Origin of the sequence: Intestinimonas butyriciproducens, assembly GCF_004154955.1 — a bacterium.
In the GTDB taxonomy this organism is placed as follows: Bacteria; Bacillota; Clostridia; order Oscillospirales; family Oscillospiraceae; genus Intestinimonas; species Intestinimonas butyriciproducens.
In genome coordinates this window covers 189,369-212,074 of record NZ_CP011524.1, presented here as the reverse complement: position 1 = coordinate 212,074, position 22,706 = coordinate 189,369, and the positions used below count along the sequence as shown (strand labels likewise).

Here is a 22,706-nt window from a genome sequence, read left to right as displayed (position 1 = left end):
CCTATCTGCAATCCGCCAAGACCGCGGCCATGCCGTCTGCACGGATCCGGGCCAAAACCTGCCCCGCCGCCGGGACAAAGCCGGGCAGCGTGCGCAGATCCTCCCCCCAGAAGTCCGTGCGGGCCGCCAGGGCGGCGATCAGCGCCTCCGGCGCCAGCCCGCTGTTTTGGGCAAAAAAGTCCAGTACGGCGGGCTCGTCCCGGACCGGATAGGCATGGCCGCACCGCTCTGCCTGGGTATAGAAGGCGGCCAGAGCGGCAAACGAGAAGGTGAGGCGGCCCGGCGCCCGGCCGTTCTGTGCCAGGAAGGCGTTTACGCTGGGCAGCACCCTGGCCCGCCACTTGGACACGGAGTTGAGGGCAATGTCCAGCAGCCTGTGGTCGATATAGGGATTGGAAAACCGCTCCTCCACCGCCCTGGCAAATGCCTCACAGTCCGTCCGGGGCAGGGAGAGGGTGGGGATGATCTCCTCAAAGAGGGCTCCCTCCAGGAAGGCGCGGACCGCAGGGTCCTCCATGCAGGTGCGGACGATATCATGCCCCGCCAAGAAGGCCGCAGGCACCATGGCGGTGTGACCGCCGTTGAGTATACGCACCTTCTGTTCCTTGTACGGATGGTGGTCGGCCACAAACTTCACCGGCAGGCCCGCCTGCGGCGCGGGGAACTCCTCCGCCAGGGACTCGTCTCCCTCGATCACCCACAGTCCAAATGGCTCCGCAGTATCCAGAAGCGCGTCGCGGTAACCGTTGCTCGCATGGAGTTCCTCCGCCCAGTCCTTGGGATACCCGGTGACGATGCGGTCCACCAGGGTGCTGCAAAAGCGGTTCTCCTCCCGCAGCCAGCGCCGGAACGCCTCCCCCAAGCCCCAATCCTCGGCGTGGCGGAGCACATACTCCCGGAGCACGCTGCCGTTGTCCGCAATGAGCTCGCAGGGCAGCAGCACCCACCCCCGCTCTCCCGCCTGCCAACGTTCCCACAGCAGGCGGGTCAGCTTGGCAGGAAAGGAGGCGGGAGGCCGGTCGTCAAACCGGCAGGACCCATCATAGACGATGCCCGCCTCCGTCGTGTTGGAGATCACAAAGCGCAGCGCCGGGCTGCGGGCGGTACGCAGCAGTTCCTCCCAGTCCGTAAAGACATCCAGCCCCCGGCTGATGCAGCTGATGACCCGCCGGTCGTTTACCACCGCGCCGTCATACTTCCCCCGCAGGCAGAGTTGGTAAAGCCCCTCCTGCGCGTTGATGCGCGCGGCCTTGCCGGTAGAGGCCGGAGGCACCACCACTACCTTGCCGTTGAAGCCCGCCCGCTCGTTCATCACATCGATGAAGTGATCGGCAAAACCCCGGAGGAAATTCCCCTCGCCAAATTGGAGCACCCGCTCGGGCGCCTGCCGGAGGAGATAGCCCTTCCACTCCCCCAGCGTCGTATAGGTCAGTTGTTCCATCTTGAAAACCCCTTTCCTGCCGTCTCAGCCCTCACTGATATATCTATGATATATCATAAGTTTCAGCCGCCGCCCTGTCAATCCTCTTTTTTGATCTGACCACTGTGCTCTTTTGTAAGTGTCTTTGTAGCGGCAAAAAGCGCCGGGCCTGATCAGAATCTGATAAGGCCCGGCGTGTCCCATGCCGTTCCAGGCCGCCAAGGGCACTCCGAACGACATGACATATGTGTATTTGATGAGCAAGCGGAAATGCAGAATGCTTTCATTTGGATGTGTTTAAGGGATAATCTCCATCACGGCGCGCCGAAAACAGTGAGGCGAAAGCGAGACCCGATTGAAGAAGCTGGCTGTGTCCTCCACAAAGGCCCGGTCGACCGAGATATCCGCTATCGTGATGGCCTGGGACTTGCCTGCTGTGCTGTCCTTGAACACACAGGCAATGCCGTAAGTGGTACACTGTCCGGCCTCCTCAATGGAAACCTCTGATTGCACCACCTCATAGATGGGCGCGCGCTCGGAATGCTTCATTGGAATCTACCTCTCTTCTATTTATTTTCCCGGCTGTGAACCGGGCCCACACTAAATAGAACGAGGTAAAACGGGAGATATGACACTTTTTATAACATATTATAGCATAATTTATGTATCTAAATATTCATATATGGGGCCGACATACTCCAGCTCGGTGCTGCCGTCGTAGATATAGACCTCCGCAGACACCCGGTAGCTGTCCCCGGCGATGTTGTCGGTGTAGGTGCCGCCGGCCCCCGAGATGTGGCTGGACTCCTTGTTGCTTTTCGAGGCCACGGTCAGCCAGCCGGTGGAGGTGCGCAATTGCAGCTTGACGTCCACTTTGACCGCCGTGACGCTTTGCACGGAATACGCCATGGCTGTGGCGCCCCACTGTATCCCATCGTCCTTCTCCTCCAGGGTGATGGCCAGGGTGCTGAGATAGGACCACCGGGCGACCGCCGCGCTGGCCGAGGCCGCAAAGGAGAAGACCAGCAGGACCGCGAGCAGTGATGTCAGTTTCTTTTTCATCTAATTGTCCTCCTTCTGGATCAGTCTCATGCTTTCTGCAATTTCCAGCAGCTCATCAAAGGCACACTCTCCCTGCAGGCAAAGGTTGCTGCCCCCCTGGGACCAGGAGAGGACCCTCAGCTCCGTGCCGGCAAGCTCTTTTTCGACCGCATAGGCGCTGAAGCCGTTCACATAGATCCCCTCCGCCTCAGTTGCCTCGTTGTCGTTGAAAAGAGGCGTGCTTGCATCGCATTGCAGGAGGCTGATTGCCCGGTCCTCATCATTGGAAAACACAATGGCTTTTATAGCCCCATCGGCATTGTAAGCGTCGGAAAAGACATATCCCTCCGGCATGTCCTGCGGGTACCAGTAGTTTGTCCAGTCGGATGGGATACCGACGTCAGAGGCTGTGTCCTCCGGGGCCCGGGGCGTGACGTATAATTTCGTGTAGGTGTCATGCACCTGTGTGAAGAATAGGTTGAGCTGCTCCCAGAAGGCCCCGGCCGTCAGAACGCCGAGGAGCAGAAGCACCGTGGCGGCCACGGCCAGCACCCTCCCCGGCAGGAAGCGCCGCCTCCTGCGGGCGGGACCGCGGCGCTGCAGGGCCTCCAATCCCTCATAAAACTGCTCGGAGAATGTGTGCTCCGCCTGCTCGGCCGCTTTGAGAAGGGCGTCGTCATCGTCAAGGATTGACTCTCGGATCATTTCATCGATCTGATTCACAAAATAGTCCCTCCCGCTCCAAAGAATCCATCAGCTTTTTCCGGGCCCGAAAGGCAATCGTCCGGACATTATCCGGAGTGATAGACAATGTCTCGGCGATTTCCTTGTCGGACAGGCCGAGGGATCGATAGCTGAAAATGGCCTTTGTCTTTTCTGGAAGCGCCTGAATAAATCTGCCGACATATTCTTCTGTGGAGTGTGCCGCCGCTGCGGAATACGTGGTGTCTCCCCGCTCCATGGAGAGCTTGTCCATACTGATATCATCCAAGGTCTCACAGGGCTTGTTCTGCCGAAGAAGATCGATTGCCGCATTTTTGGCGGCGCGCAGCGCGTAAACGCGTTCTTCGCGCGCAGTCCTGAAGCTGAGCTTCCCAAAGGTCCGATAAATGCGGAACAGTGCTTCTTGTACAGCGTCTTCAGCCTTTTGCGAGTCGCCCAGGACATTACATGCAATATAGAACATTCCGCTTTGATGTCTTTCGCAAAACAGCTCGAAGTCGCTTAACCGCACATAGCATCACCTTGCCTTGCAAAGTTCGTCCCTATTTTATCACAAATTCCAGCATAATAAAGAGATTTTTGCCGAAAAACAGAAAATAATATCCACAGCAGCGCCTAAAAACAGATTTTCCCTTCAGCCGTCCCCCTCTGCCCTTTCGATCGGTCCGTTTTCCCTTTCATAGCGGGCAATATACTGTTTGATGGCCTGATTGATCTCACTGTTGCGGCTTCTGCCGTTGGCCCCCGCAATGTAATCCAATTTTTGCACGCTCTCGCGGTATACCCGCAAAGTGAAGGCTAATTCGTCAAGTTTCTTTCTTGGCATACGTACCACCGCCTTGACGTTAAGTATAGGCAAATATGGTACTATAAAGTAACCTATTTGGTATCAAAATATAACCAGTTTATTTTTTGTGTCCAAAAACCGCCCCGCCACATGCCTGCCACCGCTCTGCGGCCCTTTACCTTATAAGCGCAAAAGAGCCCTGGCGCAAATGGGCGGTGTTCATAAGACAGTAACAGTCACAGTAGTTTGCTCTGCTGTGGCTGTTCTTGTATATTATCCCGTTATGTGATAATATGGAACCGAACGGACCTGCAATTCAGAATTTGATTGGGAGGTGAGACTTTGGAAAAATTTAAAAGTTTGAATCGCTATCAAAAAGGTGTCCTGATATTTTTGATTGCAATGGCACTGGTGTTTGCAGTGGTTTATCCCATGACAATTTCAAAAGTTGGATTTGAATACAAGGACACAATTCTTGTCCCAAGTCTAGAAAATGGCAGTACGGTGTATTCCGGTAAAATCCAAGGGCAACAGGCACGTTTTACGGTGTCGGAGGATAAGACCGTTGTATTTCAGCATGGCAATAAAACCTATGGTCCTTATACAGCAAAAGAAGACCCTACAGCTATTCCGAAGGACGAAGAAATGGCAGAATACATGACCGGTGTGGAGCTTCGTCAAGGAGAAGATATTCTGTTTCGTGGGGGCGTTTTGGAAATCGGGGATTCATATTGGTTATACAATGAGGATGGAACCTTAGATAACTTTGGATTTTCCTATGTAACCAGCGACGGAATCGAAAGGGACGAAAACGGGAATGAAATTGATCCCCTAGAGCCATCTGCCTCTACCATACTGGAGCTGATGAATGATCCCGAACTGACACATAAGGGCGAATGGTTTGCATGGTTTGGAGCTTTGTTCATTTGCGCTCTCAATGCAATTTCTATTTTGTTTGCAGATGAGCTGTTCCGTTGGAATCTGGCATTTCGGATTCGCAATGCCGACCATGCAGAGCCGTCTGATTGGGAAATTGCAGGAAGATATATCGGCTGGACTGTTCTGTCGATTATGGCATTGGTACTCTTTATCATTGGGCTACAGTAGCAAAACTTCCAGTTTATCGAGCAGATACAAGGGCGCACTTCTATACGGGTATTCCCCGTATGTGCGCTCTACGAGATCGAGCAGCCCGGACAGTTGAATGTCCGGGCTGTTTTGCGTCACTTCGTTCCGAACAAGGGACTGCATCCCCCGCGCCGCTCTGCGGCTATCCTCATAAGACAAAATGCGTGACCACAAAAGTCACGCATTTTGCATAGTTAACTGTCTTACGAACACCCCGCTAAGCGCCAAGGCTCTTTCTTGAAGTGCCTCCGCAGAGTCCGTCTCTTCGCCTCGGAACGTCCCTTTGCTTCCCCCATGCCTCGAACCGTACCGGAACAGCAACATGGCGGCGGGCCTTCTACAAATCTAAATAAAAATCCCCAGAAACTGTACAGTTCCTGGGGATTCACTGGTGGACGATACAGGACTTGAACCTGTGACCTCCCGCACGTCAAGCGGATGCTCATACCAGCTGAGCTAATCGTCCAAATGGCGAAGGTTATAATATCATTTTTATCTTGCTTTGTCAACACCTTTTCAGATTCTTTTTGATCCTCTTTTTTTCATATTATGATAGAAAACCTCCCGCATCTGAAATCTTCCACTGTTCAAACTACACCTGTCCTGCTATACTGATGATACTTGATACTGACACAGACGGGATGTCGGCACAGAGCCGCACCCGGAGTACGAGGAGGTGCCTCCCTCTCATGCAGCAGACGGTTCTGATCACTGGCGGCAGCCGGGGTATCGGTGCGGCGATGGCCCGCGCATTTGCCGCCGCCGGCTATGCGGTAGCGGTCAACTACCACCGCTCCGAAGCCGAAGCCCGCGCCCTGGTGGAGGAGCTCTCCTCCTCGGGATATTCGGTCCGGGCCTTTCAGGCCGACGTGTCCGATCCCGGCCAGGCCCAGTCTTTGGTTGACAATGTGTTGGATATTTTTTGTCAACTTGACATTCTGATATGTAACGCCGGCGTCGCGTGGACAGGCCTTCTCTGCGATATGACGGATACGGACTACCGCCGGGTGCTGGGCACCGACCTGGACGGCGTCTTTTACTGCTGTCGGGCGGCCTATCGGCACATGGTACACCGGAAGTATGGGCGTATCCTCACGATCTCCTCGATGTGGGGACGTTCCGGCGCATCCTGCGAGGCGGCCTACTCGGCGGCCAAGGCCGGTGTGATCGGGCTTACAAAGGCTTTGGCCCAGGAGCTTGGCCCCTCCGGGGTGACGGTCAACTGCCTGGCACCCGGTGTGATTGACACACAGATGAACTGCGCGCTGTCTGCGGGGGACCTGCACACGCTTGCCGAGGAAACCCCGGTGGGCCGTCTGGGCACGGCCGAGGACGTGGCCCGCGCCGCCCTGTTTTTGGCCTCTCCTCAGGCGGGCTTTATTACCGGGCAGGTCCTTGGGGTGGACGGCGGCTTTCTTTTGTAAGCTGCTTTTGTCACTTTTGTGGATATCTTTGTTTCTTTCCTCTTTTTAGGTTGTCAAAAACAACGGTTGACAATTTCATGGGGCAAGGCTTATAATTGTCAACAACCTAAAGGAGGGTTTTACAATGAAAATGAATCGCGCTTTGTCTCTTGCCATGGCAGGCGCCCTGGGCCTGTCCCTGTTGGCCGGCTGCGGCGGCGGCAGCGGCTCCGCCACGCCCGCCCCCGCCGACACCTCTGCTCCTGCCGACCATTCCGGCGCTTCCGGCGTCATCAAGATTGGCGGCATCGGCCCCCTGACCGGCTCCGCCGCCGTGTACGGCCTGGCCACGAAGCAGGGCGCCGAGGTCGCCGTAGCGGAAATCAACGCCTTGGGCGGTCTCCAGTTCTCCCTGGATTTCCAGGATGACGAGGGCGACGCCGAGAAGGCCGTCAACGCCTACAACAAGCTCAAGGGCGACGGCGTGCAGCTCATCTACGGCTGCACCACCACCACTCCCTGCGTAGCCGTGGCCGCCGAAACCTTCAACGACCGCTACTTCCAGCTCACTCCCTCCGCCTCCTCCACCGATGTGACCAGCGGGCGGGACAACGTCTTCCAGGTCTGCTTCACCGACCCCAATCAGGGCCTCACCGCCGCTAATTACATCAAGGAGAACGGCCTGGGCACCAAGGTCGCCGTCATCTACAACAACGGCGACGCCTACTCCACCGGCATCTACAACGCCTTCCAGTCCGAGGCCGACGCCATCGGCCTGGAGGTCGTCTCCGTGACCACCTTCCCCGACGACACCAACGCCGACTTCACCGTGCAGTTGGGCGAGGCCCAGAGCGCCGGTGCCGACCTGGTGTTCATGCCCATCTACTACACCCCCGCCTCCCTGATCCTGAACCAGGCCAAGACCATGGGTTACGCCCCTACCTTCTTCGGCTGCGACGGCATGGATGGCATCCTGGACCTGGAGGGCTTTGATACCTCCCTGGCCGAGGGTCTGATGCTGATGACCCCCTTCAACGCCTGGGGCACCGATGAGCGCACCGTCAACTTCGTCACCACGTACCAAGGGCAGTACGACGGCATTCCCAACCAGTTCGCCGCCGATGGCTATGACTGCATCTACGCCATCTATGAGGCCTGCCAGAAGGCCGGCATCACCGCAGACACCAGCGCCGCCGACGTGTGCGAAGCACTGGTGTCCACCTTCACCTCCGAAGACTTCAGCGTGGACGGTCTGACCGGCACCGGCATGACCTGGTCCTCCACCGGTGAGGTCTCCAAGGCCCCCGTGGTCGTCAAGGTCGAGGGCGGCGTGTACGTCACTCAGTAAGAAAACCAGAAAAGGGAACCCAGGAAGAGGGTTGCCGGGTCTCTCGGCAGCCCTCTTTTCCCCATTCCGGGCCGGAGGCGGCCCCCGCCTGTATGGCGGACACATCCGCGGCCGGAGCGACTGCTGATGTGTCTGCCATATAGTCCCGTTTTGGACCTTTTGCAGAGAGAAAGAAAAGAGAGGTGACTGGCTTGAGTCTTCTCAATAACCTGATCAACGGCATCAGCCTGGGCAGCGTCTACGCCATCATCGCCCTGGGCTATACCATGGTCTACGGCATTGCCAAGATGCTCAATTTCGCCCATGGTGACATCATCATGGTGGGCGCCTACGTCTGCTTTTTCGCCACCGGCCAGTTCGGTCTGCCCCCCATCGCCGGGGTGCTGCTGGCCATGGTGGTATGCACCATCCTCGGCATGGTCATCGAGCGGCTGGCCTACAAGCCCCTGCGGCAGGCTCCCTCCCTGGCCGTGCTCATCACCGCCATCGGTGTGAGCTATTTCCTTCAGAACTCCGCCCTGCTGCTGTGGAAGTCCGACCCCAAGGTCTTTACCTCCGTGGTTCCCGGCGGCGCTCTCACCCTGGGGAGCGTCAACATCACCTATGTAGCCCTTGTGACCGTGCTCTCCTGCGTGGTCATCATGCTGGTACTCAGCTTCTTTACCGGCCACACCAAGCTGGGCAAGGCCATGCGGGCCTGCTCCGAGGACAAGGCCGCGGCCCAGCTCATGGGGATCGACGTCAACCGCACCATCTCCATGACCTTTGCCATCGGCTCTGCGCTGGCCGCCGTCGCCGGAGTGCTGCTGTGCTCCACCTATCCCACCCTGATGCCCACCACCGGGTCCCTGCCCGGCATCAAGGCCTTCACCGCCGCGGTCTTCGGCGGGATCGGCTCCATCCCCGGCGCCATGCTGGGGGGCATCCTGCTGGGGATCATCGAGATCTTTGCCAAGGCCTTTAATACCAATATCTCCGACGCGGTGGTCTTTGCCGTGCTGATCGTGGTGCTGCTGGTGAAGCCCTCCGGCCTGCTGGGCAAGACCGTGCGTGAGAAAGTGTGAGGTGGCCGATATGAAAACCCTTTCTTCCGGCCGGAAACGGCTCTTCCGCAACGCCATTACCTACGGCATTGTCATCGCCGCCTTTGTGATCCTCCAGGTCCTCAACGCCGGCGGGCTCCTATCCCCCTCTCTGCAGGGACAGCTTGTGCCCATCTGCGCCTATGTCACCATGGCCATCGCCCTGAATTTGGTAGTGGGCATCTCCGGTGAGTTGAGCCTCGGCCACGCCGGCTTTATGAGCGTAGGCGCGTTCTCCGGCGTTGTGGTCTCCCTCTCCCTCCAGCAGGCGATCCCCTCCGGCCCCGTCCGTCTGGCGGTGGCCATGCTGGTGGGCGCCGTGTGCGCCGGAATCGCCGGCTTTATCGTGGGCGTGCCCGTTCTGCGGCTCCGGGGCGATTATCTGGCCATCGTCACCCTGGCCTTCGGCGAGATCATCAAAAATATCATCAACATCCTCTATGTGGGCATAGACGGCAACGGACTCCACTTCTCTACCCAGAACGAGGCCGCGCTGGCCCTGGGCGAGGGCGGCAAAGCCATTCTGAAGGGGCCCATGGGCGTCACGACCAATGCGAAGCTTTCCTCCTTTACCGCTGGCTTTATCCTGGTGCTCATCGCCCTGACGGTGGTGCTCAATCTGATCAACAGCCGTTCCGGGCGGGCCATCATGGCACTGCGTGACAACCGCATCGCTGCCGAGAGCGTGGGCATCGGCGCCACCAAGTACAAGCTTCTGGCCTTTGTCACCTCCGCCGTGCTGGCGGGCGCCGCCGGCGCCCTGTACGCCATGAATTACTCCTCCCTCGCCGCCAAAAAGTTTGATTTCAATACCTCCATCCTCATCTTGGTCTTTGTGGTACTGGGCGGGCTGGGCAACATCCGGGGCTCCATCATTGCCGCCGCCCTGCTCTATGTGCTGCCCGAGATGCTCCGCGATTTCTACGATTTCCGCATGCTGATCTATGCCATCGTTCTCATTCTGGTGATGCTGCTCACCAACAGCCCCTTCTTCCAGGACCTGCGCAGTCAGCTCCAGAGCAAGCTGCGGGACCGTGCGGTGGCCAAAGCCGATGCGAAAGGGGGTTCCGGCCATGAATAAGCCCAAGAGAGAGCCCACCCGTCTGGTCCCTGTGCCCAGCCCCAATATCATCCCCGAGCGCGACGTGGACAAGACCCCCATTCTGGAGGCCCGGCATCTGGGCATCGACTTCGGCGGCCTCACCGCCGTGGACGAATTCAACATGGCCATTGGCCGCACCGAGATCGCCGGGCTCATCGGCCCCAACGGCGCGGGCAAGACCACAGTGTTCAACCTTCTAACCAAGGTTTATCAGCCCACCCGGGGCACCATCCTGCTCGACGGCATAGACACCGCCGGCAAGTCCACGGTCCAGGTCAACCGCATGGGGATCGCCCGTACCTTCCAGAACATCCGGCTGTTCTCCAACCTCAGCGTGGAGGACAATGTGAAGATCGGCCTCCACAATCACATCAAATATGGCACCCTCCAGGGGGTGCTCCGTCTGCCCGGGTACTGGAAGGAGGAGCGGATTGCCCACGAGCGTGCATTGGAACTGCTGTCCATTTTCGACATGCAGGATCTGGCCGGCGCCAAGGCGGGCAGTCTCCCCTACGGCGCCCAGCGCCGCTTGGAGATCGTCCGCGCCCTGGCCACCAATCCCTCCCTGCTGCTCCTGGATGAGCCCGCGGCCGGCATGAACCCCTCCGAGACCGCCGAGCTCATGGAGAATATCGTAAAGATCCGCGACACCTTCCAGATCGCCGTCCTGCTCATTGAACACGATATGAGCCTGGTCATGGGCATCTGTGAGGGCATCTGCGTGCTGAACTTCGGCCACATCATCGCCAAGGGCACGCCCGACGAAATTCAAAACAACCCGGAGGTCATCAAGGCCTATCTGGGTTCCGGGAAGGGGGAGTGACACCATGTCCATGCTGCATGTGGAAAACATCAACGTATACTACGGTGCCATTCACGCCGTCAAGGACATCTCCTTCCATGTGGACGAGGGCGAGGTGGTCACGCTCATCGGCGCCAACGGCGCGGGCAAGTCCACCATCCTAAAGACCATCTCCGGCCTTTTACACAGCCATACCGGCTCCATCACCTTCCTGGACCAGAAGATCGCCGGCGTCCCGGCCCACAAGATCGTCTCACGGGGCCTTGCCCAGGTGCCCGAAGGTCGGCAGGTCTTCCTCCAGATGACGGTGGAGGAGAATCTGGAGATGGGCGCCTACACCCGTCCGGGCAGTGAGGTCGCTCCCGGCCTGGAGACCGTCTACGAGCAGTTTCCCCGCCTGAAGGAGCGCCGCCGTCAGGTCGCCGGCACGCTCTCCGGCGGCGAACAGCAGATGCTGGCCATGGGGCGCGCCCTGATGTCCCGCCCCAAGCTGATGATGCTGGACGAGCCCTCCATGGGGCTGGCCCCCATTCTGGTGGAGCAGATCTTCGAGATCATCCAGACCCTCCACAAGGCGGGCACTACCATCCTTCTGGTGGAACAGAACGCCCGGATGGCCCTCTCGGTGGCGGACCGCGGCTATGTGCTGGAGACCGGGCGCATCCTCAAGACAGCCCCCGCCCACACCCTTTTGGAAGACGAGGACGTCAAAAAAGCCTATCTGGGCGGCTGAGAGGCCGTAAAAAGTCCGCCGGCTCTGCCCGTCGGACTTTTTCCCGTTTTTTGCCGCTTTTGTCTTGGCGTATCCGGTGGTATGATAGGAATTGATACGCCGCCGTGGAGGACGGCGCAAAATTCGATCGCATCCGAACAGAGGAGAATCCCAGCCATGCCAAACTATTACGCCCATCTGAGCCTCGGCGCTCAGGTCCTGTCTCAGCTTCCGCAGGAGCTCTCCCTGCTTCTGAACCGGGAGCGTTCCGCCTTCGATCTGGGCTGTCTGGGGCCTGACCCACTCTTCTTTTACCGCCCGACCCTGCCCAACCCGGTCCGCCGGGAGGGCGTCGCCATGCACGCCCGGTCCGCGCTGCCCGTATTCGGCCGCCTACGGGAGGCGGTGGAGGAGGGCGCCCCCATGTCCGCAGGATATGCCGCCGGTTTTCTGTGTCATCTGGCCCTGGACAGTGCCTGTCACGGCTGGATCGACCGCAGGGCGGCCGAAGGGACCGTCACTCACCTGGCCATGGAAGCCGAGTTCGACCGCCTGCTGATGGAGCGGGACGGCCTGGTATCACTGGGACATTCCTACCTCCCTCCCATGCCCTCCGGCGAGGTGTTCGCCGCCGCCGCCCGGGCCTACCAGCACACCTCTCCCAGGCAGTTGGAAGAGGGCTATCGCTCTATGCGGCGGGACACCGCCCTCTTCGCCCGTCTCTCCGGCCACCGTCTGAGCCGCCCGGCCAACCGCGCGGTGGGCGCGCTGCCCGGGCTCAAGGCCCTGCAGGGCATCTTCCTCACCGCCGATTCCCACGATGCCTATGCAGAGAGCAACGAATATCTCACCCGCCAGCTCGCGGCCACCGTGGAGGCGGCGGCCAAACAGACGCAACGCTTTTTCCAGGCGGCGGAGTCCGGCGCCCCGTTGGACCCCTGGCTGGACCGGGATTTTAAGGGCACCCGCCTCTCCGAGGGGGCCGGCGGTCTACCTCAGTCCGCACCGGCCTGAGCCTTCCTTTAAAACGGCAAGAGGGCGTATCCCCACATGGGGATACGCCCTCTTATTGCCCCAGCCCGCCGCCTGCCGGTGTTCTCCTCGCTGCCGGCTGCAGAACATCATTGGAAGTACGCCGCGCCGCTTTCGAAAATGGGCTGGTACTTGTCGCCGGGTATGTTTTTGGCAATGTAGGTCCCCCGCCGCTCGGAGTGGCCCATCTTGCCGAACACCCGCCCGTCCGGAGAGAAGATCCCCTCTATGGCCAGCACGGAGCCGTTGGGATTGGCGGCAATGTCCATGGAGGGCGCCCCGCCCAAGTCCACATACTGCGTGGCCACCTGTCCCCGGGTGATCAGCTCCTCCAGCAGCGCCCCGGGGGCCACGAACTTGCCCTCTCCGTGGGAGACGGGGATGGCGTGGAGGTCGCCCACCTGAGAGCGGAGCATCCAGGGGGAATTCACCGAGGCCACCCGGGTGGTGACATACCGGCTCTGATGGCGGCCGATATCGTTGAAGGTCAGCGTGGCACAGTCCTCGTGCATAGGCCGGATCTCGCCGTAGGGCACCAGTCCCAGCTTGACCAGGGCCTGGAAGCCGTTGCAGATGCCCAGCATCAGGCCATCCCGGTTTTTGAGCAGGTCGTGGACCGCGTCGGTGAGGCGGGGATTGCGGAAGAAGGAGCAGATGAACTTGGCGGAGCCGTCGGGCTCGTCGCCGCCGGAGAAGCCGCCGGGCAGGACGATCATCTGGGCCCCCTGGATGGCCTGCTCCAAAGCTTGGGCGGACTGGGCCAGAAGCCCGGCGCTCAGATTTTTCACCACCACGATCTCCGGCTCGATGCCCGCCCGAAGGCAGGCCGCAGCGGTATCGTATTCGCAGTTGGTGCCGGGGAACACGGGGATCACGGCCTTGGGCCGGGCGGTCTTGTGGGCGCACACCGCCGGAGATCGCCCCTCCCAGGAAATGGCCTTCACGCCGCCGGAGGCGGGGGTGCGGGTGGGGTACACCCGCTCCAGCACCCCTTCGGCACACTGCAGCAGCTCCTCAATGGAGGCGGAGTCGTTCTTCAGGGTGACGATGGGCTCGTCAGAGGTATAGCCCAGCAGAAGGGCGCCGGGGATCTCCCTGCCGCATTCGGCCACAATGGCGCCGGGAGTGGGGTCCCAGAAGGGGTCGGACTCCAGGCGCGGGTCGGCGAGGAAGCCGATCCGGTTGCCGAAGGACATCTTCATCACGGCCTCTGCCGCCCCGCCGGGTCCCACGGCCCAGGCGGCCTTTACGGTCCCGTCCAGGCACAGGCCGTGAAATTTCGCCCACAGGGCGCTCAGCGCCCCGTAGTCCCGGAAGTCCTCCGGCCGGAAGAGGTAGACCGGGTGCCCCGCCTCCTTGAACTCGGGGGAGAGCACATTGCCGGCCCGCTCCGGGGCGATGGCAAAGGAGATGAGGGTGGGGGGGACGTCCAGCCCCAGGAAAGAGCCGGACATGGAGTCCTTGCCGCCGATGGCGGCCACACCCAGGCCCAGTTGGGCGGACAGGGCGCCCAGCAGGGCGGAGAAGGGCTTGCCCCAGCGCACCGGATTGTCACGCAGCTTTTCAAAGTACTCCTGGAAGGAGAGGTAAGCCCCCTTGGCGTCGCAGCCCGCCGCCACCAGCCGACACAGGGAGTCCACCACCGAGACAGAGGCCCCTGTGAAGGGATCGCTCTCCATCCACTTGGGCCGGAAGCCCCACGCCATTACCGAGCAGAGGTCCGTCTCCCGCCCGGGGCCCACCGGCAGCAGGGCGGCCATGGCCTGGGTGGGGGTGGTCTGGGTCCTTCCGCCAAAGGGCATCAGCACCGAGCCCGCGCCGATGGAGGCGTCGAACCGCTCTCCCAGCCCCCGCTGGAGGCCCAGATTCAGCTCGGCGGCCAGCCCCCGCAGATCCTGGGCGACGCCGGCCCCTGCCCGCTGCACGGGCGGCACGGTGACGGCGGTGTGCTTGTCCGCCCCGTTGGAGGAGAGGAAGGCCCGGGAGAGGTCTGCGATGACCTTCCCGCCCCAACGCATCACCATACGGGGGCTCTGTGTGACCTCAGCCACCACATAGGCCTCCAGGTTTTCTGCGTTGGCGGCGGCGATGAACCGCTCCACGTCCCCGTCGGCCACCACCACGGCCATGCGCTCCTGGCTCTCGGAAATGGCCAGCTCCGTGCCGTCCAGGCCGTCGTATTTTTTGCGGACCTGGTCCAGGTCGATGGAGAGCCCATCGGCCAGCTCGCCGATGGCCACGGACACGCCGCCCGCCCCGAAGTCGTTGCAGCGCTTGATGAGCCGGGTCACCGCCGGGTCGCGGAACAGGCGCTGGATCTTCCGCTCCTCCGGGGCATTGCCCTTCTGGACCTCGGAGGCCATGGTGTCCAGGCTCTTGAGGTCATGGCTCTTGGAGGAGCCGGTAGCGCCGCCGATGCCGTCCCGCCCGGTGCGTCCGCCCAGCAGGATGACCTTGTCGCCGGGCGCGGGCGTCTCCCGGATGACGTTGGCCGCCGGGGCCGCGCCCACCACGGCCCCCACCTCCATGTGCTTAGCCACATAGCCGGGGTGGTAGATCTCGCTCACCATACCGGTACACAGACCGATCTGATTGCCGTAGGAGGAGTATCCCGCCGCCGCGGTGGTGCACAGCTTCCGCTGGGGCAGCTTGCCCTCCATGGTCTGGTCCAGCGGGGTGCGGGGGTCGCCGCAGCCGGTGACGCGCATGGCCTGGTACACATAGGACCGGCCGGACAGGGGGTCCCGGATGGCGCCGCCGATGCAGGTGGCCGCGCCGCCGAAGGGCTCGATCTCGGTGGGGTGGTTGTGGGTCTCGTTCTTGAACATGAGGAGCCAGTCCTCCTCCTGCCCATCCACCGTGGCGGTGACGTGGACGGAGCAGGCGTTGATCTCCTCGGACTCGTCCAGCCGCTGGAGCACGCCCCGCCTTTTGAGGACCTTGGTGGCGATGGTGGCCAGGTCCATCAGCGTCTGGGGCCGCCGAGCGGCCTTCTCCTCCCCATAGACCTCCACCCGGGCGGCCAGATACTGCCGGTAGGCCTCCTCCACCGCAGGCTCCAGGATCTCTACCTTGTCGATGTGGGTGGAGAAGGTGGTGTGGCGGCAGTGATCGGACCAATAGGTGTCCACCAGGCGCAGCTCGGTGAGGGTGGGCTCCCGTTGCTCTTCCTCCCGCATATAGCGCTGAAAAAACTTCAGGTCGTTGACGTCCATGGCCAGGCCGTACGCCTGGAGCATATGCTCCAACCCGTCGTCATCCAGGTCCCGGAAGCCCGCCAGCACCTTCACCCTGCCCGGAGCGGAATAGTGCTGGGAGAGGGTCCGGGGCTTGTCCAGCGCCGCCTCCCTGGCTTCCACAGGGTTGATGAGGTACTTCTTCACCTTTGCAAGGTCGGCGTCGTCCACCTGGCCCTGGAGGATATAGACGGCGGCCGTGGCGCAAAGGGGCCGCTCCCCGCCGGTCTGAAGCTGGATGCACTGGCTGGCGGAGTCCGCCCGCTGGTCGTACTGTCCGGGCAGGGCCTCCACCGCCACCAGGCGGCAGGGCGCCCCCGTCATGTCGGGCAGCTCCTCTTCATACACGGCGTCCACCTGGGGCTCGGAAAAGACCGTGGCCGCCGCCTGGGCGTAGACCTGGGGGCTCACGCCCTCCACATCGTAGCGGTTGAGGATGCGCACCCCCGTGAGGCTGGAGATCCCCAGCTCCTCGGTAAGCTCCCGGCACAGGGCCCGGGCCGCACCGTCAAAACCCGGCCGTTTCTCTACGTAACAGCGAAATACCTTCTCCATGTCTCATTCTCCCTCGTCTGTTTCTTCGCGCCTGTATCGGTCGCGGCGGAGCGCTCAGCTCCCCAGGGTCCAGTTTTCAATGCCGGAAAAGGGGTTGTTCTGGGTGGGGGAGAGGCCGCTGACGGCCCCCCACTGGGTCAATACGGATTGGTTCTTGAAACAGAGCACCGTGAACGGGGCCTCCCGCTCCAGGCCCTCCCAGAGGGACCGGGCGGCGGACTCCCGTTCCGCGCCGGAGGCGCGCTGGTAGGCGGCCAGCAGCGCGCCGATCTCCCCGCTCTGGAAGGCCCCGAAGTTCAGGCTTCCTCCCACCTTCGTCAGCAGCCCGGGGTCAAAGTCGGCGGAGAGGGCGGTGGCGCCCAGATAAAGGTCAAATTTCCCGGCGGAGAGCGCCTTCTGGTAGTCGGCCCAGGAGAGCTTCTGCAGGTCCACCGTGATCCCTGACCGGGTGAGCTCCTCGGCCAGATATTCAGCCACGGCCAAGCGGAAGGTATTGTCCGTGTTCACCAGGAAGGTGAGCGCCAGCGTCCGCCGCCCCTTGCCCCACAGGCCATCGCCGTCCTTCTCATAGCCAGCCTGGGTCAGCAGCTCCGAGAGCGCCTGCGGCGAGTAGCTCCGGCGCTGCGCCAGCGTCTCATCGTAAAGGGGGCTGTCGGGCGGCACAGGCAGTGCCGCCGCCTGGGCGTGCCGGGAGAGGAGCGCCACGGCGGCGGTGGTCCGGTCAAAACCCCGGTCCAAGGCCCGGCGGAGCGCGGCGTCGGCGCAGGGCCCGGAGGAGGCGTTGTAGCCGATGAACAGCATGGTGGAGGTGGGGTAGTCCCATACCTCATAGTCCCCGGCAAAGCCCAGGGCATTGGTGCCGGTGAGATCGGCCGTCACCAGGGAGACATCCCCGGTGTCGAAGGCATAGATAAGGTCATCCGCCTCCCTGATGCTCCGCAAGGGGATGGCATCCACGGGCAGGGACTTGTTCTGCCACCAGCCGGACCGGGTGGCCAGCCGGGGGGCTTCTCCCCCCTCCAGCACATAGGGTCCGGTCCCCAGAGGGGCGTCCCCATCGCCCTTGACGATGGGGATATCCAGCAGGGCGGGCAGCGCCCCATTGGGGGCGCTCAGGACCACGGTGACCGCCCCCTCCTCCGCGGCAACGCTTCGGATGCCGGAGAGCCGGCCCGCAAAGCGGGACTGTGCGCTCCGGGCCAGGTTGAGAGAGGTGGCGGCCTCTTCGGCGGTGAGGGGAGTCCCGTCGGAAAACGTGACACCGCTGCGGAGCTGGAAGCTCCAGGTGAGACCGTCCTCGCTGACGCTGTAGCTCTGACAGAGCACCGGCTGGGGCGTGAAGGTCCGGTCCAGCGCAAAAAGCCCCTCCCAGATGAGGCCCCCCAGGGTCAGATTCACTTTATCGGTGCTGAGAAGGGGGTGGAGGCTGCCCTCCGACATGGGCAGGGCGAACTCCAGCGGGGCCGTCGTCTCCGCCGACGGCGCGGGGGTGGGCGTGGGGGCGGGCAGCGTCTCCTCCACGCTGCACCCGCCCAGCCCCAGCAGGAGGGCCGCTGCCAGTATCCCGATCAAACTCAAATGGAGGGGGTGTTTTCGCTTCATGGCTCGCCTCCCGGCAAAAGCAGGATAGGAAAGAGCGAAAAGCGGCACATACCATTCCCCTTTTCGCTCTTTTTTCTTATTTCAGCAGCTCGATCACAGCCGCCTGGCTTCCCCGGACGCCGTTTGTGACCCGGTGAGACCAGTATTTTTCAGGGTGGCAGGCGGTGCAGTCTCCGGACACGGCGATGTGCTCCGGGAGCAGCCCAGCCCGCTCCAGGCGCATGGCGTTGATCCCCTTCAGGTCCACCTTGAACTTTCCGTTCTCAATGGGATCGATATAGGGTGTGGCGCACACGCCCAGCGCCGACGTCATGGCGTTGGGCACGTCCTCGTGGGTCTCGAAACAGCATCTGGAGATTCCCGGTCCGATGGCAGCCAGAATATCCTCCGGACGGGAGCCGTAGAATGCCATTTTCTCCACAGCCCGCTCCACGATGCCCGCGGCGGTCCCCCGCCAGCCAGCATGGGCCGCAGCCGCCACCCGGCGCACCGGGTCGTAAAACAGGACGGGCAGGCAGTCCGCCCCAAACACCACCAGACTGACGCCGGGGATGTCCGTCACCAGACCATCCACCTCATAGGGCTCCACATCGTAGAGATCCCTTTTGACGTCGGCACAGGTGACGGGGCGGACCAGATCGCTGTGGATCTGATTGGACATGGCGATGCTGTCCGCATCCGCACCGATGGCGGCGAAAAAGCGCCGGTAATTTTCCCGGACATGTCCGGGCTCGTCTCCCCGGGTGGTGCCCAGGTCCATGCTCTCATAAATGCCTGTGCTCACGCCGCCCAGGCGGGTGGAAAACCCGTGGGCCACGCCGCCGACGGCCTCAAAGCCGTCGGCGGACAGAAACGTAACGCCGTTTCGGGTCCGGTCAATGATCTTCATATTGCCCTCGCTTGCTCTCTTGTCACTGCAGATCGGGGTGGTACTCCTTACAGGTGCACTTCTTCCACTTCAGTCCGCTGCCGCAGGGGCAGGGGTCGTTGCGGCCGATTTTTTCGCCTTTGTGGACCACCGGCTGCTGCTTCACCGTGCCATCGCCGCCGGAGGTGCCGGTGACCTTGGCCACCCGCTTGCGCTCCACGGTCTGGGCGTTGGTCTGCACCCGCACGATGAACACGCGGCGCACCGTCTCCTCCTGAATGGCCGCGATCATCTCCTCGAACATGGCGTAGCCCTCGCGCTTGTATTCCACCACCGGATCGTTCTGGCCGTAAGCCCGCAGGCCGATGCCCTGGCGCAGTTCGGTCATGTTGTCCAGATGCTCCATCCAGTACTCGTCCACCACCCGGAGCATCATGACCCGCTCCAGCTCGCGCATCAGGGGCGCGCCCAGGGCCTGCTCCTTCTTCTGGTAGATGTCGAAGGCCCGCGTCTCCACCATCTCGCACAGCTCCTCGGCGGTGTACTTCTGGAGCTCCTCGTCGGTAAGCTTGAGTTCCTCGGAGGCCAGGAACACCCCGCGGAAGGGGGCCATGGCTTCCCGGAAGGACTCCGCGTCCATGTGCTTCTGTTCGCCCATGCGGCCGTGGATGGCGTTCTGGATCGTGGTGCGGATCATGTTCTCCACGCTGGCCTTCATGTCTTCGCCGTCCAGCACCTGCCGGCGCTGTTTGTAGATGACCTCGCGCTGGGTATTCATCACGTCGTCGTACTCCAGCACGTTCTTGCGCTGCTGGAAGTTCTTGGACTCCACCTGCTTCTGGGCGGACTCGATGGCATTGGTGAGCATCTTCTGCTCGATGGGCGTGTCCTCATCCACACCCAGCTTCTCCATCATGCCCATGACCCGCTCGGAGCCGAACAGGCGCATGATATCGTCCTCCAGGGACAGGTAGAACCGGGTCTCGCCGGGGTCTCCCTGTCGGCCGGCGCGGCCCCGGAGCTGGTTGTCGATGCGGCGGGACTCGTGCCGCTCGGTGCCCAGGATAAAGAGGCCGCCCGCCGCCCGGACCTTGTCCGCCTCCGGCTTGATGGCCGCCTTGTACTTGGCCTCCGCTTCGGAGAAGAGTTTTCGGGCATTGAGGATCTCTTCATTCTCCGTCTCCGCAAAGCCGGTGGCCTCGGCGATGAGCTCGTCGGAGAGGCCCGCCTTGCGCAGGTCGTTCTTGGCCAGGAACTCGGCGTTGCCTCCCAGCATGATGTCGGTACCGCGCCCGGCCATGTTGGTGGCCACGGTGACCGCGCCGTACTTGCCGGCCTGCGCCACGATCTCGGCCTCTTTCTCATGGTTCTTGGCGTTCAGGACATTGTGCTGGATGCCCTTCTTTTTGAGCATGCCGGAGAGCAGCTCGGACTTCTCGATGGAGATGGTGCCCACCAGAACGGGCTGGCCCTTGGCGTGGCACTCCTCGATCTGCTGGATGATAGCCCGGTACTTGCCCGCCTCGTTCTTATAGACCACGTCGTGGTGATCTACTCGGGCCAGGGGCTTATTGGTGGGGATCTCCACCACATCCAGGCTGTAAGTGCCGTTGAACTCGTCTTCCTCGGTCATGGCCGTACCGGTCATGCCCGAGAGCTTGTCGTAAAGGCGGAAGTAATTCTGGAAGGTGATGGTGGCCAGCGTCTTGGACTCCCGTGCCACGGTCACATGCTCCTTGGCCTCGATGGCCTGATGCAGGCCCTCGGAGTAGCGCCGCCCAAACATCAGCCGCCCGGTGAACTCGTCTACGATGATGACTTCGCCGTCCTTCACCACATAGTCGATGTCCCGCTTCATGAGGCCCCGTGCCCGGATGGCCTGGTTGATGTGATGGGAGAGGGTGGTGTTCTCCGGGTCGGCCAGGTTCTCCAGATGAAAGGCCTGCTCGGCCTTGCGGATGCCGTTGGCGGTAAGGGTGACGGTGCGGGCCTTCTCATCCACGATATAGTCGGCCGTCTCGTTGGGGTCCTCCTCCTCCTTCTCGTCCACGGAGGCCACGGTCTTGCATGTGAGCCTGGAGACAAAATTGTCCACGATGGTGTAGAGCTGCGTGGACTCGTCGCCCTGGCCGGAGATGATGAGGGGGGTGCGGGCCTCGTCGATGAGGATGGAGTCCACCTCGTCCACGATGGCAAAGGAATGGCCCCGCTGTACCATTTCCTGCTTGTAGATGGCCATGTTGTCCCGGAGGTAATCGAAACCGAATTCATTGTTGGTGCCGTATGTGATATCGGCCTCATAGGCGCGGTGCTTGTCCGGGCCCTGCACGCCGTGGATCACCAGGCCCACGGAGAGGCCCATAAAACGATAGACCTTGCCCATCCACTCGCTGTCGCGCTTGGCCAGATAGTCGTTGACGGTAACGATGTGGACCCCTTCGCCGGTCAGGGCGTTCAGATAGGCCGGAAGGGTGGCCACCAGGGTCTTGCCTTCGCCGGTCTTCATCTCGGCGATGCGGCCCTGATGGAGGATGATGCCGCCGATGAGCTGCACCCGGTAGGGCTTCATGCCCAGCACCCGCCAGGCCGCCTCCCGGCAGGCGGCAAACGCCTCGGGCAGCAGGGCGTCCAGGTTCTCGCCGTTCTGATAGCGCTGCTTGAACTCCGGCGTCTTGGCTTGGAGCTGCTCGTCCGTCAGGGCGGCGTATTCCGGCTCCAGCGCCTCGATTTTATTCACGATGGGGGAGATCGCCTTCAATTCCTTCTCCGAGGTGGTCCCGAAGAGCTTTTTGAGCAAACCCATATCTTATCGTACACCTTTCCATATGGAATCAGCCTAGTATACCATATTAAGCAAAAAGAAAAAAGACAAAATTGTAAACAAAAAAGCCCTGACCGCCTTCCGCCCCCTTGGGCTTCGGGCCCGCTTCCCGCACAGATTTCCGGTTTACGGCGGCGGCGCGGAATGATACAATAGGAGGCGTAAGCTCCACCCGTCCGCAGAAAGGATATAGGAACATGAACATAAGATCTGCAAGACTGTTTCCGCTTATGCTGGCCCTCGTGCTGGCGCTGTCCGCCTGTACGTCCGGGGGCCCGTCCAATACCCGGACGCCCGCCGCCTCGTCCACGACTCCGGCCTCACCCACGCCCTCGTCCTCCGGCGCGCCGCAGGACGCCGCTCCGTCCTCCCCCTCGCCCACCCCCCAGGTCCTCACCTGGAGCGAGCAGACCTTCCAGCGGGATTACACCGCGGAGGACGGCACACTGGTCATGTCGGTTAAATATGTCTTTCCCGATGTGGAAAACGCCGACCAGAACCCCGCCTGGTCCGAAATCAGCAGCTACTATGCCGCCGAGGGGGCGGCCTATATGGCCACTGCCGGCGAGCTGGCGGGCTACGCCGCCGACGACTACGCCGTTACCAAGGCCACCGGCGGGGAGTTTCTCCCCTTCGGCGAGGAGTCCGGCTACCGCTTCTCCCTGGAGACCAAGGACCTGGTGAGCGTGGTGCGCAGCTATTACGCCAACTCCGTCACCGGGGCGGCCCACCCGGCCAACTACCAGTTCTCCGAGCAGTTTGACCTCGCCACCGGAGAAAGGCTGACGCTGAGCAGCTTCTTTACCGATCCGGAGGCCGCCCGGACCCGCATCCTGGAGACCCTCTCCGGAAAGGATGCCCTCTCCGGCTACAGTGCCGACACACTCTCCTCGGAATTCAAGGACGAGTATTTTTACCTCACGGAGGACGGCTTTGTCTTCTACTTCCAGCCCGACACCGTGGCCCCTTATGCCGCCGGTCTTTTGGAGTTCTCCATCCCCTACTCCGAGTTGGAGGACCTTCTGAGCCCCACGCTGTAAATCC

General features: G+C 61.7%; 19 protein-coding genes and 1 tRNA gene. 9 read left to right on the top strand and 11 right to left on the bottom strand.

Annotated features, from left to right (window positions below; translation table 11 throughout):
• Window position 1: 1 nt before the first annotated feature.
• The 6 genes from SRB521_RS01000 to SRB521_RS00975 form a co-directional block, all read right to left on the bottom strand.
• The gene (locus SRB521_RS01000) at window positions 2-1,441 is read right to left on the bottom strand and encodes a tagaturonate reductase (protein ID WP_075705069.1); all 1,440 of its coding nucleotides are present in this window, start codon (window positions 1,439-1,441) and stop codon (window positions 2-4) included.
• A 276-nt stretch (window positions 1,442-1,717) separates the two neighbouring features.
• On the bottom strand, window positions 1,718-1,969 hold the full coding sequence (locus SRB521_RS00995; protein WP_116721540.1) for a DUF6514 family protein: 252 nt from the start codon (window positions 1,967-1,969) through the stop codon (window positions 1,718-1,720).
• Window positions 1,970-2,080: 111 nt separating this feature from the next.
• Complete coding sequence (locus SRB521_RS00990; protein WP_116721541.1) at window positions 2,081-2,482, bottom strand: hypothetical protein; 402 nt, start codon at window positions 2,480-2,482, stop codon at window positions 2,081-2,083.
• On the bottom strand, window positions 2,483-3,184 hold the full coding sequence (locus tag SRB521_RS00985) for a DUF4367 domain-containing protein (RefSeq protein ID WP_129868750.1): 702 nt from the start codon (window positions 3,182-3,184) through the stop codon (window positions 2,483-2,485).
• Window positions 3,168-3,695, bottom strand: coding sequence for an RNA polymerase sigma factor (locus SRB521_RS00980; protein WP_129868749.1), 528 nt, complete (start codon window positions 3,693-3,695; stop codon window positions 3,168-3,170). The genes SRB521_RS00985 and SRB521_RS00980 overlap by 17 nt, the downstream gene beginning before the upstream one ends.
• Window positions 3,696-3,818: 123 nt before the next feature.
• Window positions 3,819-4,010: a CopG family ribbon-helix-helix protein gene (locus SRB521_RS00975; protein WP_033118489.1), complete on the bottom strand. Its 192-nt coding sequence runs from the start codon at window positions 4,008-4,010 to the stop codon at window positions 3,819-3,821.
• A 303-nt stretch (window positions 4,011-4,313) separates the two neighbouring features.
• On the opposite strand from SRB521_RS00975, the gene SRB521_RS00970 reads away from it, so the two are divergent.
• Window positions 4,314-5,078, top strand: a complete 765-nt coding sequence (locus SRB521_RS00970) for a hypothetical protein (RefSeq protein ID WP_116721544.1) — start codon at window positions 4,314-4,316, stop codon at window positions 5,076-5,078.
• Between the two features lie 410 nt (window positions 5,079-5,488).
• Here the strand turns inward: SRB521_RS00970 and SRB521_RS00965 are convergent.
• A tRNA-Val gene (locus tag SRB521_RS00965) sits at window positions 5,489-5,565 on the bottom strand.
• 223 nt (window positions 5,566-5,788) lie between these two features.
• Here SRB521_RS00965 and ymfI point away from each other — a divergent pair.
• The 7 genes from ymfI to SRB521_RS00930 all read left to right on the top strand — a co-directional run bounded on the left by ymfI (window position 5,789) and on the right by SRB521_RS00930 (window position 12,562).
• Window positions 5,789-6,523 (top strand): elongation factor P 5-aminopentanone reductase, encoded by a 735-nt coding sequence (gene ymfI / locus SRB521_RS00960; protein WP_116721545.1) that lies wholly within the window; start codon window positions 5,789-5,791, stop codon window positions 6,521-6,523.
• Window positions 6,524-6,653: 130 nt separating this feature from the next.
• A complete protein-coding gene (locus SRB521_RS00955) occupies window positions 6,654-7,850 on the top strand; it encodes an ABC transporter substrate-binding protein (protein ID WP_033119246.1) in 1,197 nt (398 codons plus the stop codon).
• A gap of 191 nt (window positions 7,851-8,041) precedes the next feature.
• The gene (locus tag SRB521_RS00950; RefSeq protein ID WP_075705014.1) at window positions 8,042-8,914 is read left to right on the top strand and encodes a branched-chain amino acid ABC transporter permease; all 873 of its coding nucleotides are present in this window, start codon (window positions 8,042-8,044) and stop codon (window positions 8,912-8,914) included.
• Window positions 8,915-8,924: 10 nt separating this feature from the next.
• Window positions 8,925-10,013: a branched-chain amino acid ABC transporter permease gene (locus SRB521_RS00945; RefSeq protein WP_116721635.1), complete on the top strand. Its 1,089-nt coding sequence runs from the start codon at window positions 8,925-8,927 to the stop codon at window positions 10,011-10,013.
• On the top strand, window positions 10,006-10,857 hold the full coding sequence (locus SRB521_RS00940) for an ABC transporter ATP-binding protein (protein WP_116721546.1): 852 nt from the start codon (window positions 10,006-10,008) through the stop codon (window positions 10,855-10,857). The genes SRB521_RS00945 and SRB521_RS00940 overlap by 8 nt, the downstream gene beginning before the upstream one ends.
• A gap of 10 nt (window positions 10,858-10,867) precedes the next feature.
• A complete protein-coding gene (locus tag SRB521_RS00935; RefSeq protein ID WP_033119248.1) occupies window positions 10,868-11,569 on the top strand; it encodes an ABC transporter ATP-binding protein in 702 nt (233 codons plus the stop codon).
• A 156-nt stretch (window positions 11,570-11,725) separates the two neighbouring features.
• Window positions 11,726-12,562, top strand: coding sequence for a zinc dependent phospholipase C family protein (locus SRB521_RS00930; protein WP_165366518.1), 837 nt, complete (start codon window positions 11,726-11,728; stop codon window positions 12,560-12,562).
• Between the two features lie 107 nt (window positions 12,563-12,669).
• On the opposite strand, the gene SRB521_RS00925 is transcribed toward SRB521_RS00930, so the two are convergent.
• From SRB521_RS00925 to secA, 4 genes are all read right to left on the bottom strand, one after another.
• A complete protein-coding gene (locus SRB521_RS00925) occupies window positions 12,670-16,371 on the bottom strand; it encodes a phosphoribosylformylglycinamidine synthase (RefSeq protein ID WP_116721548.1) in 3,702 nt (1,233 codons plus the stop codon).
• Window positions 16,372-16,425: 54 nt separating this feature from the next.
• Complete coding sequence (locus tag SRB521_RS00920; RefSeq protein WP_116721549.1) at window positions 16,426-17,973, bottom strand: ABC transporter substrate-binding protein; 1,548 nt, start codon at window positions 17,971-17,973, stop codon at window positions 16,426-16,428.
• A 76-nt stretch (window positions 17,974-18,049) separates the two neighbouring features.
• On the bottom strand, window positions 18,050-18,862 hold the full coding sequence (pgeF, locus tag SRB521_RS00915; RefSeq protein WP_116721550.1) for a peptidoglycan editing factor PgeF: 813 nt from the start codon (window positions 18,860-18,862) through the stop codon (window positions 18,050-18,052).
• A gap of 22 nt (window positions 18,863-18,884) precedes the next feature.
• Window positions 18,885-21,644 (bottom strand): preprotein translocase subunit SecA, encoded by a 2,760-nt coding sequence (gene secA, locus SRB521_RS00910; RefSeq protein ID WP_116721551.1) that lies wholly within the window; start codon window positions 21,642-21,644, stop codon window positions 18,885-18,887.
• A 248-nt stretch (window positions 21,645-21,892) separates the two neighbouring features.
• On the opposite strand from secA, the gene SRB521_RS00905 reads away from it, so the two are divergent.
• Window positions 21,893-22,702: a DUF3298 domain-containing protein gene (locus tag SRB521_RS00905; protein ID WP_165816280.1), complete on the top strand. Its 810-nt coding sequence runs from the start codon at window positions 21,893-21,895 to the stop codon at window positions 22,700-22,702.
• Window positions 22,703-22,706 lie beyond the last annotated feature (4 nt).

Bases quoted from the DNA above. Each gene is read 5' to 3' on its own strand.
- SRB521_RS01000 (WP_075705069.1), bottom strand. From the start codon at position 1,441: ATGGAACAACTGACCTATACGACGCTGGGGGAGTGGAAGGGCTATCTC.
- SRB521_RS00995 (WP_116721540.1), bottom strand. From the start codon at position 1,969: ATGAAGCATTCCGAGCGCGCGCCCATCTATGAGGTGGTGCAATCAGAG.
- SRB521_RS00990 (WP_116721541.1), bottom strand. From the start codon at position 2,482: ATGAAAAAGAAACTGACATCACTGCTCGCGGTCCTGCTGGTCTTCTCC.
- SRB521_RS00975 (WP_033118489.1), bottom strand. From the start codon at position 4,010: ATGCCAAGAAAGAAACTTGACGAATTAGCCTTCACTTTGCGGGTATAC.
- ymfI (WP_116721545.1), top strand. From the start codon at position 5,789: ATGCAGCAGACGGTTCTGATCACTGGCGGCAGCCGGGGTATCGGTGCG.
- SRB521_RS00955 (WP_033119246.1), top strand. From the start codon at position 6,654: ATGAATCGCGCTTTGTCTCTTGCCATGGCAGGCGCCCTGGGCCTGTCC.
- SRB521_RS00945 (WP_116721635.1), top strand. From the start codon at position 8,925: ATGAAAACCCTTTCTTCCGGCCGGAAACGGCTCTTCCGCAACGCCATT.
- SRB521_RS00940 (WP_116721546.1), top strand. From the start codon at position 10,006: ATGAATAAGCCCAAGAGAGAGCCCACCCGTCTGGTCCCTGTGCCCAGC.
- SRB521_RS00935 (WP_033119248.1), top strand. From the start codon at position 10,868: ATGCTGCATGTGGAAAACATCAACGTATACTACGGTGCCATTCACGCC.
- SRB521_RS00930 (WP_165366518.1), top strand. From the start codon at position 11,726: ATGCCAAACTATTACGCCCATCTGAGCCTCGGCGCTCAGGTCCTGTCT.
- SRB521_RS00925 (WP_116721548.1), bottom strand. From the start codon at position 16,371: ATGGAGAAGGTATTTCGCTGTTACGTAGAGAAACGGCCGGGTTTTGAC.
- SRB521_RS00920 (WP_116721549.1), bottom strand. From the start codon at position 17,973: ATGAAGCGAAAACACCCCCTCCATTTGAGTTTGATCGGGATACTGGCA.
- pgeF (WP_116721550.1), bottom strand. From the start codon at position 18,862: ATGAAGATCATTGACCGGACCCGAAACGGCGTTACGTTTCTGTCCGCC.
- secA (WP_116721551.1), bottom strand. From the start codon at position 21,644: ATGGGTTTGCTCAAAAAGCTCTTCGGGACCACCTCGGAGAAGGAATTG.
- SRB521_RS00905 (WP_165816280.1), top strand. From the start codon at position 21,893: ATGCTGGCCCTCGTGCTGGCGCTGTCCGCCTGTACGTCCGGGGGCCCG.